The sequence below is a fragment of the Ruegeria sp. genome (assembly GCF_965199275.1).
Taxonomy (GTDB): domain Bacteria; phylum Pseudomonadota; class Alphaproteobacteria; order Rhodobacterales; family Rhodobacteraceae; genus Ruegeria.
This window is the reverse complement of the sequence record NZ_CBDAQX010000021.1, coordinates 976505-989034: the sequence shown is the minus strand read 5'-3', so window position 1 is coordinate 989034 and position 12530 is coordinate 976505. Positions and strand designations below refer to the sequence as shown.

Genomic DNA, 12530 nt, shown 5'->3' with positions numbered 1-12530 from the left:
GTCGCTAATGTCGCTAACACGCGAAATCCCCATCCCCATACTGCTCTCTTTGTTCGCCGCGTTTATTGACGAGCCGCAATCAAAGGTTGCAGAAATTTCCCACAGTGTCAAAATATTGTCAAAATTTTGTCTGAACTGTGGCAAAACCCAAGGCCAGCTAGGCATATTACGATCCAACCGCCAGAACGGCCCGCCCTGAATGGCAAACTGGAAGGGGCTTCCAATAAACCGGACGCCTCCACGCATCATAAGACAGGCAAAGCGCTCAGCCAGACCACAACAGCCCGGCAATGCGCGCCCCGACCCGCTCGGCTGCGGCCTCGACGTCCCTGTCTGCGCTGTGGGCATAGCGCAGCGTCATCGTGACCTGGCTGTGACCCAGGAGCTTCGACACCACCGGCAGGGGAATACCCGCCATCACAGATTGGCTGGCATAGGAATGTCGCAGGTCGTGCAGACGCACGTCCTCAATGCCGATCTCCCGTCTGATCCTGTACCAGAGCCTCAACTCTCCCGAGCCGGGCCGCGCCGGGTTGCGCGGCGAGGGGAACAGATATGCCCCGGCTCCCCTCATGCGCCTCTCAACGATGGCGCGGGCCTCGGCGCTGAGATACACAATCCGCGGACCCGTCTTGCTGTCTTCCAGCCTGAGGCGGCTGCCATCGACCTCGCTGCGCCTGAGATGGGTGATTTCCGATTTGCGGCAGCCCGTGAGCAGCAGAAGCCGGATGATGTCAGCCTGCACGCCAGTGCGCCCTGCGCTGTGCCGGTCAAGCGCCGCGTTCAGCCGCGCGATTTCATCCCGCGACAGGAACCGCGTCAGCTTGGCGCGCCGGTTCGGAAGCACAAAACCCGCCGGGTTGCTGTCGATGAGGCCGCGCTCAAGGGCAAAGTTCAGGCTCTGGCGCAAAAGTTTCAGCGCATGGTTCGCGCCGCCGGGCGCAGAGGCGCTATAGGCGGCAAACCAGTCCTCGATGATCTGTCGCGTGATCCGGTCAATCCGAAGCGCTCCGAACGCGGGCAGAAGCTGCCGCGCCAGAATGTGATCCCGCCCCCTGACCGTGGATGGCTTGCAGCGCGTGGACCATGTCTTGTGCCACACATCCAGCGCAAAGCCCCGGTAGGTGGGCAGGTCCCGGACCGGCGCGACCCCCTCGACCTGCAACCGGTGACATTCCCGGCGCGCGGCGCAGGCGGGCATCAGTTCAATCCGGCCCAGCGAGACCTTGCGTCCCGCCACCGTGCAGGTCCATGTCTTCGTCCCCGTGGGATAGACCCGAAGGCTCAGGGACGGCACCGCGCTGTCCTGCACGCAATATTCCCGCGCACACGGTCTGAACCTCCGTGCCCGCGCATCCGTCAACCGAACCTTGCTCATGGCCGGGTTCCTCCCCCTGTTCCTCTCCGCGTTCCTCCGAGAACCGCCCCCATCGCGGCGGCGGCATTCTCCACATCACTTTGCGTGTGATGGGCGTATTTGAGGGTGGTTTCGGGGCTGTTATGCCCAAGAAGCCGACCCGCTGCCAGAACGGTTTCCCCGCTCGCGATGGCCGCACTTGCATAGGAGTGCCGCAAATCATGCAGGCGCACATCTCTCAGACCGGCCTGCACGCGCAGCCTGAACCATGCCCGGGTGAGCGTCGCACCCGGCATCGGGCCCGCACCCCGGACGGACGGAAACACCCAAGGCGATGTGCGGGCAAGCGCGTCAAGGACCCTGCGCGCCGCCTCCGACAGCCACACCGTGCGCGGACCCGTCTTGCTGTCGCGCAGAAAGATATGCCCGTCGCGATACTCTGCCCAGCGAAGTGTCCTGATCTCGCTCGACCGGCATCCCGTCAGCGCCAGCAGCCGAATGAGCGGCACGGCCGGGGATGGGGCCGCGCAGCACAGCGCCGCGCCAAGGCGTCCGAACTCGGCCTCCGACAGAAACCTCTCCCTGTTCCTGCGCCGGTAGCGCCTGATCCCCTTGCAGGGGTTGGACCCTTCCGGGCGCAGCCCGTCCATCTCGGCCACCGTCATGATGACCGACAGCACTGGCATCGAGCGATCCGCCGATACCGGCGTTGCGTGCATCGCGGCAAACCAGTCCCGCACGTCCTGCCGCGTGATATCCGCAATGCGCTGCCCCGCGAAGCGCGGAAGAATGTGGTTCTTGAGATAGCTCCGGTTGACCATGAGCGTACCCGGCTTCCACTGTCGGCCATGGCGGCGGAAGGCCTCTTCCGCAACTCTCTCAAACAGCATCTCCCCGTCGCGCTGCCCCGACCGGAGCGAGACCAGCAGGGCCTGCGCCCGCGCGCGGGCCTCGGCAACCGACATAGTGGCCGGATCGCCCAGAATCTTCCAGACACGCTGCCCCTCGTGCTGGCTGTGCAAAAAGAACCGCTTTCCGCCGCCGGGCAGAACCCTGACACCAAAGCCCGCAAGGGTGGTGTCTCTGACATTGCGTGTGGTTTTTCTGGCGCGCAGGTCGCGCACGCGCGCGTCCGTCAATCTCGGCATAATATCCCTCCATCCGGTTGCAATCCCGGACAAAACCACGCAGGGTTTCGCCCGAAACCTCGACATAGAGAGGATAAAACATGCACTGTTTCAGTGATTTAGAACCGAAGGTGCGGCAAATGGTGTACGACCCTTGCATAGGGCCGGGAACCGGAACAATTCCACAGAAACAGTTGGAAAAAGCGTATACCGGCTACGCAATTCTATTTCGCCGAGACCATCAAGATATCTTGAAGAATAACGAGGCCCAAAGGTCTGGACATTGGTTCTGGTCTGCTTTGGCGGCCAGTAGATGGTCCTATTGCCAAGTCATTCTCGCTGCAGTGCTCGCCAATCTTCTAGGGCTTTCAACTTCTATCTTCATTATGGTCGTCTATGACCGTGTTCTTCCCAACGAAGCAACGGAATCTCTGATTGCACTCACCATTGGCGTGGGTCTCGCCCTTGGCTTCGATTTCCTACTCAAGATTCTAAGAGCTGGTTTCATTGATCAGGCCGGTCAAAAGGCCGATCGGCTGATGGGACGGCGCATTTTTGACAAGTTACTCGATATTCAAATGAAATCTCGCACCGGATCGACCGGCGCGATGGCAAATACAGTTCGCGAGTTCGAAACTCTGCGCGAGTTTTTCACGTCCGCAACATTGGTGGCAATCGTCGACCTCCCCTTCATCGCTCTTTTCGTCTTCGTGATCTACCTGGTGGGCGGCCCGCTGGCCATCGTTCCTGCGATGGTGGTACCTATCGTGCTGCTGACCGGCTTGCTCGCCCAACCTATGCTATCGCGGTTGGCCGAGCGGCAATTCAAGGATGGTCAATCCAAGCAATCGGTTCTTGTTGAGGCCGTCTCTGGCCTTGAAACCATAAAGACCACCTCTGCTGATCGTCAGATGCGTTCCCGTTGGGAAAGCGCGATAGAACGACAATCGAACCACGGCGTTCGCAGTCGCGCGATTACACAATTCGCCCTGAACCTGACCGGCCTCACGCAACAGGTGGCGCAGGTCATGATCGTTTTCTATGGCGTATTCCGCGTCACGGAAGGTCAAGCCAGCATGGGCGCCCTGATCGCCGCTGTCATGTTGACGGGTCGTGCCTTGGCTCCATTGGGGCAATTGGCGCAAACTTTAACGCGATACAATCAGGCGCGCAGCGCTTTTCGAAACCTCAACCAGATTATGCGGGCAGACAGTGAGCGACCGGAAGGCAGAACCTGGATCGGCCGTTCACGCTTCAAGGGCGCGATTTCTTTTAGCAACGTCCATTTCGCATACCCGGATCAATCCGAAGATACGTTGAAAGGTGTTTCCTTCACCATCAACCCTGGTGAGAAAGTCGCAATTCTTGGCCAAATTGGCTCGGGTAAAAGCACGATAGCGCGACTGTTGCTGGGCCTCTATACGCCTCGGGTCGGATCGGTCATGCTGGATGGCTTGGACATTCGGCAAATTGACCCTGGTGATCTAAGACAAGGTGTCGGCTCAGTTCTACAGGATATTTGGCTGTTTTCCGGCTCGATCCGCGAAAACATCGCCAGTGGCACCATCAGACCGAGCGACGAAGAAGTGATCGAAGCCGGGCAAATTGCGGGAGTTGAGGATTTTGCGGCGCGCCATCCAGCAGGTTATGATCAACAGCTTGCGGAAAGGGGCGAAGGGCTTTCTGGCGGACAAAGACAAGCGATTGCTTTGGCGCGAGCCTTGATTGGCAAGCCATCGGTTCTGCTGCTGGATGAGCCGACAAGCGCCATGGATGTTCAAACCGAAGCGCGCGTTCTGAACCGCCTCAAACAGGCGACCCCAGACACGACGATGGTGATCGTCACGCACCGTCCTAGCCTCTTGGAACTGGTGGACCGCGTTATCGTCATTGACGACGGTCAAATCGCGAAAGACGGGCCAAAAAGCCTTCTGTCACAACATGCACGCCAAAACAGGAGGCACCTGAATGTCGCAGTATCATGATTTTGCCTCGTTGGCACGCGCGACGCGCGGAGCGTCGCCTTTGCGAAATTCTCTTCTGCTTGTGGCAATTCTCGCATGCCTCCTCACGGCCGGGCTTTGGGCGTATCTGACCGAGTTGGACGACGTAACCCGCGTAGATGGCCGGATTGTGCCATCTGGAGACATCCAGATCATCGAGGCAATAGAGCCAGGCGTTTTGAAGGCATTGCACGTGCGGGAAGGCCAAGTGGTTCAAGCCGGCACCTTGTTGATGGAATTCGACACGACGCAAATCGACAGTCAGTTGAATCAGGAACAACAACGTGCTTATGGCCTGATGGCTCGGATCCAGCGGCTACACTCCGAGATCGAGGGGCGCGACCTTCAGTTTGACACTGCGCTCGTCACAGGCGCCCCGGATGTAGTTCAATCGGAAACGGTTTTGTACCAAGGCAGGCAAGCCGAACTGCAGGCTGAAATTGATATCTTGCTGCGACAGCAACAACAACGCCATGGGGAATACGAGGAAGGATTGGTAGATCAGGTCACTGCGGAAGAGACACTGAATGTTCTGGCTGAGGAACGGGCGATAATGGCGCCTCTGGTCGCCAGCAAAATGGAACCCGCGACCACGCTTCTGGCCCTTAGGCGCAGTGAGGCAGAATGGAGGGGCCGCCAGGTCAGAGCCGTAGCTGCGACCAGCCGACTAAAAACTGGTCTGGAAGAGATTGATGACCGAATCCGAGCGGCGCGCAGTAGATTTCGGAGCAATGCTCTGACCGACCTCGCCCTTGCGACAGCTGAGCTGTCCGCCCTGGAACCAATACTGCCAGCTCTACAGGATCGAGCGTCTCGAGCCAAGGTTCAATCCCCGGCGCGCGGCATCGTAAACCGTATACACCGCACCACTCTTGGTGGCCTTGCGCGCACCGGAGAGGAGTTGATCGAGATCGTTCCATTGGATGACAGTCTACTGGTCGAAGCCTATGTTCGCCCGCAAGATATCGCGTTTCTTCATGCTGGACAGCCCGTCAAAGTCAAAGTCACCGCCTATGATTTCGCCCGCTACGGCGGGCTGGGCGGGGAAATTGTTCGTATTGGCGCAGATACCATCACCCGGTCCGAGCGCAACGACGAAGAGGTCTTTGTCATCGAGATCCGGACAAATGGCACGATGCTCGACGCCTCCGGTGTCGCCGTTGAAATCATTCCCGGCATGATTGCCGAGGTCGATATTCTGGCTGGGCGTAAAACCGTTCTGGACTATTTGATCCAACCGGTCGTGAAGATTAAGGACCAAGCGCTGCGGGAATAGCGCAGGCTTGGTCACAGCTCCACACTCAACTCCTGACTTCCGACCTTTTTGTTGATCTGACTGGGTTTTTGGTTTGTTTTCAGGTGTGGTTGCTCAGAGGCGCGTTGTAGTGCCCCATTATTATAAAAAGTATTGACATGGGCCTTCAGATGGCTAACCTCTTCGCCCATGTTCATCCGCACCAAACATGACGCAAAGCTCAACCGCACACGGATCCAGATCGTTGAATCCGTCCGCACCGGCTCCAAGGTACGCCAGAAGATCCTGCGCCATGTGGGTGTGGCCCATAACGACAGCGAGATTGAGGATATCAAGCGTCTGGCGGGCCGCTTGATGGAGCAATTACGCATTGATCGCTCGCCGCAAATGGAACTGTTCACGCCCACGGAATATGCCGATCTGCAGGCGCTGGTGCGCCGCGCTCCGCGGCCGGACAAGCTTGGCGTTGATCTTGCCGAGTGCCGTGAGGAGGCGCGGGTCTCTCTGGGTCTGCGGGATGTCATGGGGACGATGTATGACCAACTGGGTTGGGGGGCCCTTCTGGGGGCGGCGCGTAAAAGTGCCAATCGCATTGTGAAAGAGCTGGTTATGGCGCGGATCGCACAGCCCGAGAGCAAGCGCGCGACCGTGGAGGCGTTGGAGAACCAGGCAGGCATCACGCTCAATCTGGACGTGGTCTATCGGAGCATGGATTACATCAATACGCCGGTGATAGACGGGATTTGCAAAACCTCTCACGCGGCGGCAGAGAAGTTGCTGGGCGGGCCAGTGACCGTGCTGTTCTACGATTGCACGACCCTGGCCTTTGACACCGAGCGCGAGGACCCGGCCGAGGATGCGGACGGGGTCGAGCAGGATCATCTTCTGGCCAAGGGCTTCAGCAAGGATGGCAAGCATCACCGCGCTCAGGTCATGCTGGCGCTGATCGTCACCTCCGATGGGCTGCCTGTGGGCTATGAACTCTTCCCGGGAAACACCTGGGAAGGTCATACGCTGGAAGCTGCGCTGAAGGCGTTGGAGGGACGCTTCGACGTGGCCAGGGTCACGTTCGTGGCCGATGCCGCCATGCTCAGCAAGGACAACCAGCAGATGTTGCAGAACAAGGGTCTGCCCTACATCCTCGGCTATCGCATGAAGTCCGCCCCGGCCGCCGTGAAGGCGAACATTTTGAGCCCGGAGGGACGCCAGCCTTGGGCTGGACACGGTTCTGAAGAGGCAACCGAGAAGGGCTGGTACAAGGTGATCGACCAGGAGGGAGCGCGGGTCATTGTGACCTGGTCACCCACCCGGGCACGCAATGATGCCCACAAGCGCGACAAGGCAATCGAAAAGCTGCACAAGAAGCTCAAGCGCTCTCGCAAACCCGGCAGCTTCAGCAGCCGGGGATATGGCCGCTTCCTGGCCTTCCCCGACAGCGGGGACGTCACGCTGGATGATGCAAAGATCAAGGCAGCGGCACAATGGGACGGGCTGCATGCCATTGTTGTTCATGGTGCGGACGAACTGGAGGCACAGGACGTCATTGCCCGCTATCACCAGTTGTGGGAGATCGAAGCCTGCTTCCGCACCAACAAGCACGATCTGAAAATCCGGCCCATCTATCACTGGTCGCCGCGTCGGGTCCGGGCCCATATCGCCATCTGCTACATGGCCTTCTGCTGCCTGCAGCACCTGCGCAAGCATCTGGACCTGCTCGGACACCCGATGAGCCCGGCTCGTATCCGCAACGAGTTGAACGCATTGCAGCTCTCGATCCTGCGCCACAAAGGCACCCCTGACCGCTACGGCATGCCAAGCCATGCCACGGTCGATGCCAGACGCATCCTCACCTGCGTCGGCCTGACCTGGAACGAAGCCCCTTTCAAGATACCCCCCGGGCGCACCCGAAAAACTGGCCAGACCAAAGCCTGAGCTCCCTCAACACTCCGAAACAATCGCTGGCGAAAAAAGTCCGTGTAGTGCCTTTTGGCAACCAAGGCATAATAATATCAATGACTTATACGAAAAAATGTCGGAAGTCAGGAAATCATTCCCGGCATGATTGCCGAGGTCGATATTCTGGCTGGGCGTAAAACCGTTCTGGACTATTTGATCCAACCGGTCGTGAAGATTAAGGACCAAGCGCTGCGGGAATAGCGCAGGCTTGGTCACAGCTCCACACTCAACTCATTAACGTCACGTGAAAACCTGTTGTTATAACGTGTTAGGCTTCTTGAATTGCTGGTCAAACAGCCGGCGGAACGCGCCGTTTTCTTCCAACAACACATTCAAGGTCCCTTGCTCGACGATTTGACCATCCTGAACGACCATGATGTTGTCCGCTTCCAGAACGGTCGATAGCCGATGGGCGATTACAATTGTCGTGACCCCTTCCGTCAACTTGTCCAAGGCCTCTTTGACCAGAGTTTCGGATTCTGCGTCGAGCGCACTTGTAGCTTCATCCAGCAGAAGGATTTCCGCTTTGCGCAAAATTGCACGGGCAATTGCGATCCGCTGTTTCTGACCTCCGGAAAGAAAAGCTCCGTTTTCCCCAACCTGAGTGTCATAGCCCTCTGACAACTGAGAGATGAAGTCATGGGCATGCGCTGCTCGCGCAGCTGCGACAATTTCTTCATCCGTTGCGTCGGGCGCTACATAGCGCAAATTGTCCATGACGGTGGTTGAGAAGAGGAACGTGTCCTGCCCAACATAGGATATTTTTCGGCGAAGCGATGCAAAGCTGACCTCGGTCAAATCCTGGCCGTCAATCTCAACATAGCCCTGATTAGGATCATAAAATCGCATGATCAGGCCGAAAATCGTGGACTTTCCTCCGCCGGATTGGCCTACAAGGGCCGTGGTTTTTCCTGCTTCGAAAGTGACATCCATATCCTTGATAACGGGTATTGCCCCCTGATACCCGAAGGTCACATCACGCAAGCGAATTTCGCCCGGACCTTTAACCATCTCTTTAGGTTCTGAATGCTCCTGCATAGAATCCTGTTCATCCAGAAGCTCGAACATCAGACCAATCGGTACCATGCAGGTCTCGATCGAAACCCTCATTTTCGACAAGCGTTTGGCGGGTTCATAGGCCATCAGCAGGGCCGTGATAAACGACATCAGCTGACCCGCCGTCGGAGGCTCAGACCCTCCGATCCCCAAAGTGCTGACAACCAGAATGCCTGCAACAGCAAGACCGGCCAGAAATTCCATCAGCGGGCTGGCGATGGCCTGCAAAGAGGCGATGTCGTTCGAACGTTTCTCGACGCGTTTGATCGCAGTGTTCATCCGATCGGTCATGCGGTTTTCAAGGCTGAAGACCTTGATAACTTTGATCCCGTTCGACGTTTCCTGAAGGACCTGGATGATCTCGGAAAGGTATTTCAACTCGGCCTGCATAATTCGCCGTACGTTCTTCAAAAGGTAGCGCACGCTGATCAAAGCAACCGGACCAACGACGAAAAACAGCACGGAAAGCAGCGGTTGCTGATAAATCATGACAATAACCAGACCAACAAGCGTCAGCGCGTCGCGTACGAAGCTGGTCACGATGATGTTTACCAGGTTCCGGGCGGCACCCGCCCCTGCGGTGACCCTCATCAACAGGTTCGAGGATTCAATCTCGGCAAAATACCCAATGCCGCGCTGTAGAAGCCGATTGTATAACCGCTCCTGCTGGACTGCGATAATTCGGTTCCCCGCGCGCGCCAAAAAAATCGACTGAATATAGGAAGCGAACGCCTTAGCGCCGAACAACCCGACAACAAGAAGCGCGATCCAATGTGCCTGAGACCTCATTTCCGGGGTGGTCATGGCATCAACGATGTTCTCCATCATCCAAGCCGTACCAGCGGTCGTGGCAGCAACGATTACCATCGCACCCATCGCGATGCCGTACATCCATCCTTGCTTGCGCAGGCTTTCCACGACAAGCCTTCCGATATAGCCCGATCGCCATTTTGCCCAGGCCTTGCCGATCATTTCACACTCCAGATCGTCGTTGTAGCCGCCCTTATCGGGCAACCGCACGGTTAAACAGCGGTGTCTTATACCTCTGCCCCTCGGTCGTCGAGGTCGCTTTAGTTAATCAGGACAAGCCCGACTTTCCAGCCCACCCGTGCAGATATCCTTGAAGCAGGGTCAAATGCGCGCACCGGGACCTTCAGTGCCAGACCACATCGCCCAGGAAAATATAGCCTGCGCCATAGATCGTTTTGATCAATCGCGGGTTTTTGGGATCTTCACCCAACTTGGTTCTGAGGCGGGAAATACGCACATCCATTGCACGATCAAAGCTCTCACCAGCCGCGCCGCCCAGCGTTTCCTGCATCTGGGCGCGGCTAATCAGACGTTTGGGACTTTCGAGAAACAGACGCAGCACTTCACCTTCTGCATGGCTAAACGCGGTTTCTGCACCGTTTTGGTCCTCAAGAATATAGCGGTCAAAATGCGCGACCCAACCGTTGAAACTGGCCGTCTCCGAATGCGCCACCTGCCCCTTCGGCGCCCGCAAACGCGCCCGCACTCGGGCAACGACCTCGGCAGGGTCGAAGGGTTTGGTGATATAGTCGTCGGCGCCAAGCTCTAGCCCGGTGACCCGATCTTGTACCTGCGCACGTCCAGAAATGATGATGACGGCGGCGCCCTGTTCCAGCGCTAGCCGATGCACCAACGCCAAACCATCCGTATCTGGCAGGGACAGATCGACCAGGCAGACATCGGGCGTCACGCGGTTCAACGCGGCCTCGAATTCTCGGGCCCTTGAAAAGCTCTGGGTTCGAAAACCTGCGTCTTGCAGGGTCTCTGTCAGAATATGGCGGATCTCGGGCTCATCATCGAGAATGGTCACCAACGGTTGGGTCATCAAGCAGCCTCGGTTCGGATCAACGCCGAAAGTTGTTTGGGGGTGAACGGTTTGTGCAAGACGGGCACCCGACCGATCGCGCGTTTCAGCACAGGATCAGTCGATGGCAGCGACGTCATCAAGATACATGGTAGCCGGGGTTTGAGACGCTCCATCAGGTCCAGCCCGGTTGCCTCCCCTTCCAACCGGATATCGGACAAGACCAGAACAATGTCATCCAATTCGCTCACCAGCGTTAATGCCTCGTCGACCGAGGTAGCCTCGATGACCGAAAACCCAAAGTCGATCAGCATGTCGCGAAACTGGAGGCGCAAGTCCTGATTGTCTTCGACCAGCAGAACCAATCCGCCGCGCATGGGGGGCGCAGGACGGTAGGGAAGCCGCAATACCACCGACGCGCCCGAGGGTGTGTTCTTCAGGCTCAAATCCCCTCCGGCCAGTTTCACCGTGTCATAGACCATCGGCAAACCAAGTCCGGACCCGTCGCTGCCCTTGGTGGTGAAAAACGGATTGAGGGCTTTGTCCAGCGCTTCGGGCGAAAACCCCGGCCCGGTATCAGAGACCGTAATCTCAATCCAAATCGCGCCAATCGCATGGGCGCTGATGGTGATCTGACCGTTGTTGCCGCAAGCATCGCGCGCATTCAGGACCAAATTCAGCAAGGCATCCTGCACCATGCCCGGATCCAGCATCAGGGCCTGATCCGGCAGAGTGTTGACCACCGACAGCCCCACCCCGCGCGGCAGAGAAGGTGAGGCGAGAATGCGCAGATCCTCAAGCAATTGCAGCACATCCGTCGCTTTGGGCTGCGGCGTCCGGGTCCCCGTCATATCCGCGATCTGGTTCAAAAGCTGCCCGCCGCGCTGTGCGGTTTGACGGGTCGCCGCAATCAGCTCATGCGCTTCATCGGGCAGGTTCATTTTGTCCAGCCGCCCCTGCATCCCCAGGATGATGGTCAACAAGTTCGAAAAATCATGCGCCAGCCCGCTGGTCATCTGCGCGGCCATCTCGCGGCGGCGGGTTTGTTGCAACGCAACGCGGGTTTGGGTTTCTTCGGTGATGTCCACGGACATGATGTAGACGCCACCTTCCCCATCCGGGGTAAAGGACACGCGAATGCGGCGGGAATCCTGTTCTTCCGTGAACTCGAAAACGGAGGTTTCTCCGCCATAGGCTTTTGACAGATGCGGCTCGACCCGTGAAAAGGCGTGTCGGCCAAGGGCGTCAGAGATATGCAGCCCCAGAATGTCCGACGGGCGACCCGGCAGCACCGAGCTGAGCCGCCGGTTTGAGTAATCGTAGCGCCCATCGACATCGAGATGCGCGATATGGGCGGGCATCATCTCGGTCGTCATGCGCGTGCGGGCTTCGATCTCGGTCAGTTCGCGCTTGGCCTCCTCCAACGCAGCGATGGTGGCGGCAAGCTTACGGTTGGTGGCCGAAAGCTCCTCAGTATGGCTGAGAAGCTGGTCGGAAAGCTCCTCGGATCGGGCGCGCAGCAGGTTTTCAGCGCGTTTCGTGCCTGTGATATCGGTGTACACGGCGACCCAACCACCCTGCGGCAGAGGCGATCCCTCAACAGCCACAACCTGCCCGTTCGGGCGGACACGCTCCATATAGTGCGGCTCAAACGCCATGGCTTGCTCGACGCGCTGCTGCACCATTTCATCTACATCGCCCTCGGGCCCATATTCTCCGCGGGTGACAAGGAAATGGATCGTGTCACGAAACAACGCGCCGGGTTGCACGAGGTCGTCGGGAAGGCCGAACATCTCTTGAAAACGTCGATTGCTGAGAACCAGACGCAGTTTGTTGTCGTAGATCGACAGTGCCTGACCGATCAAATTCAGCCCGGCAGTCGTCATCGCTTTGATGCGCTTTTCGCTAACGGTCAAGATCGCCCTCCCTGCGGCCTATCCGT

The 12530-nt window shown here is 58.1% G+C and carries 9 protein-coding genes; 3 read left to right on the top strand and 6 right to left on the bottom strand.

The window, feature by feature from the left end:
* Positions 1 to 265: 265 nt before the first annotated feature.
* On the bottom strand, positions 266 to 1312 hold the full coding sequence (locus tag ACOERD_RS19630; protein WP_419740133.1) for a tyrosine-type recombinase/integrase: 1047 nt from the start codon (positions 1310 to 1312) through the stop codon (positions 266 to 268).
* Between the two features lie 62 nt (positions 1313 to 1374).
* Entirely contained in the window at positions 1375 to 2505 is a 1131-nt protein-coding gene (locus ACOERD_RS19625) for a tyrosine-type recombinase/integrase (RefSeq protein WP_419740132.1), read from the bottom strand.
* 80 nt (positions 2506 to 2585) lie between these two features.
* On the opposite strand from ACOERD_RS19625, the gene ACOERD_RS19620 reads away from it, so the two are divergent.
* Together ACOERD_RS19620 and ACOERD_RS19615 are read left to right on the top strand one after the other, a co-directional pair.
* Positions 2586 to 4469: a type I secretion system permease/ATPase gene (locus ACOERD_RS19620; protein ID WP_419740131.1), complete on the top strand. Its 1884-nt coding sequence runs from the start codon at positions 2586 to 2588 to the stop codon at positions 4467 to 4469.
* Positions 4453 to 5763, top strand: coding sequence for an HlyD family type I secretion periplasmic adaptor subunit (locus tag ACOERD_RS19615; RefSeq protein ID WP_419740130.1), 1311 nt, complete (start codon positions 4453 to 4455; stop codon positions 5761 to 5763). The genes ACOERD_RS19620 and ACOERD_RS19615 overlap by 17 nt, the downstream gene beginning before the upstream one ends.
* 11 nt (positions 5764 to 5774) lie before the next feature.
* On the opposite strand, the gene ACOERD_RS19610 is transcribed toward ACOERD_RS19615, so the two are convergent.
* A complete protein-coding gene (locus tag ACOERD_RS19610; protein ID WP_419740129.1) occupies positions 5775 to 5939 on the bottom strand; it encodes a hypothetical protein in 165 nt (54 codons plus the stop codon).
* On the opposite strand from ACOERD_RS19610, the gene ACOERD_RS19605 reads away from it, so the two are divergent.
* Positions 5932 to 7674, top strand: coding sequence for an IS1634 family transposase (locus ACOERD_RS19605; protein ID WP_419737624.1), 1743 nt, complete (start codon positions 5932 to 5934; stop codon positions 7672 to 7674). The two genes, ACOERD_RS19610 and ACOERD_RS19605, sit on opposite strands and share 8 nt — an antisense overlap.
* 282 nt (positions 7675 to 7956) lie before the next feature.
* Here the strand turns inward: ACOERD_RS19605 and ACOERD_RS19600 are convergent, their stop codons facing one another.
* The 3 genes from ACOERD_RS19600 to ACOERD_RS19590 all read right to left on the bottom strand — a co-directional run bounded on the left by ACOERD_RS19600 (position 7957) and on the right by ACOERD_RS19590 (position 12504).
* Positions 7957 to 9726 (bottom strand): ABC transporter ATP-binding protein, encoded by a 1770-nt coding sequence (locus tag ACOERD_RS19600; RefSeq protein ID WP_419740128.1) that lies wholly within the window; start codon positions 9724 to 9726, stop codon positions 7957 to 7959.
* 181 nt (positions 9727 to 9907) lie between these two features.
* Complete coding sequence (locus ACOERD_RS19595; RefSeq protein WP_170666619.1) at positions 9908 to 10609, bottom strand: response regulator transcription factor; 702 nt, start codon at positions 10607 to 10609, stop codon at positions 9908 to 9910.
* Positions 10609 to 12504: a PAS-domain containing protein gene (locus ACOERD_RS19590; protein WP_419740127.1), complete on the bottom strand. Its 1896-nt coding sequence runs from the start codon at positions 12502 to 12504 to the stop codon at positions 10609 to 10611. The genes ACOERD_RS19595 and ACOERD_RS19590 overlap by 1 nt, the downstream gene beginning before the upstream one ends.
* Positions 12505 to 12530 lie beyond the last annotated feature (26 nt).

Coding starts and splice junctions, on each gene's coding strand:
- ACOERD_RS19610 (WP_419740129.1), bottom strand. CDS start 5,939: ATGAACATGGGCGAAGAGGTTAGCCATCTGAAGGCCCATGTCAATACT.
- ACOERD_RS19620 (WP_419740131.1), top strand. CDS start 2,586: ATGCACTGTTTCAGTGATTTAGAACCGAAGGTGCGGCAAATGGTGTAC.
- ACOERD_RS19625 (WP_419740132.1), bottom strand. CDS start 2,505: ATGCCGAGATTGACGGACGCGCGCGTGCGCGACCTGCGCGCCAGAAAA.
- ACOERD_RS19600 (WP_419740128.1), bottom strand. CDS start 9,726: ATGATCGGCAAGGCCTGGGCAAAATGGCGATCGGGCTATATCGGAAGG.
- ACOERD_RS19615 (WP_419740130.1), top strand. CDS start 4,453: ATGTCGCAGTATCATGATTTTGCCTCGTTGGCACGCGCGACGCGCGGA.
- ACOERD_RS19605 (WP_419737624.1), top strand. CDS start 5,932: ATGTTCATCCGCACCAAACATGACGCAAAGCTCAACCGCACACGGATC.
- ACOERD_RS19595 (WP_170666619.1), bottom strand. CDS start 10,609: ATGACCCAACCGTTGGTGACCATTCTCGATGATGAGCCCGAGATCCGC.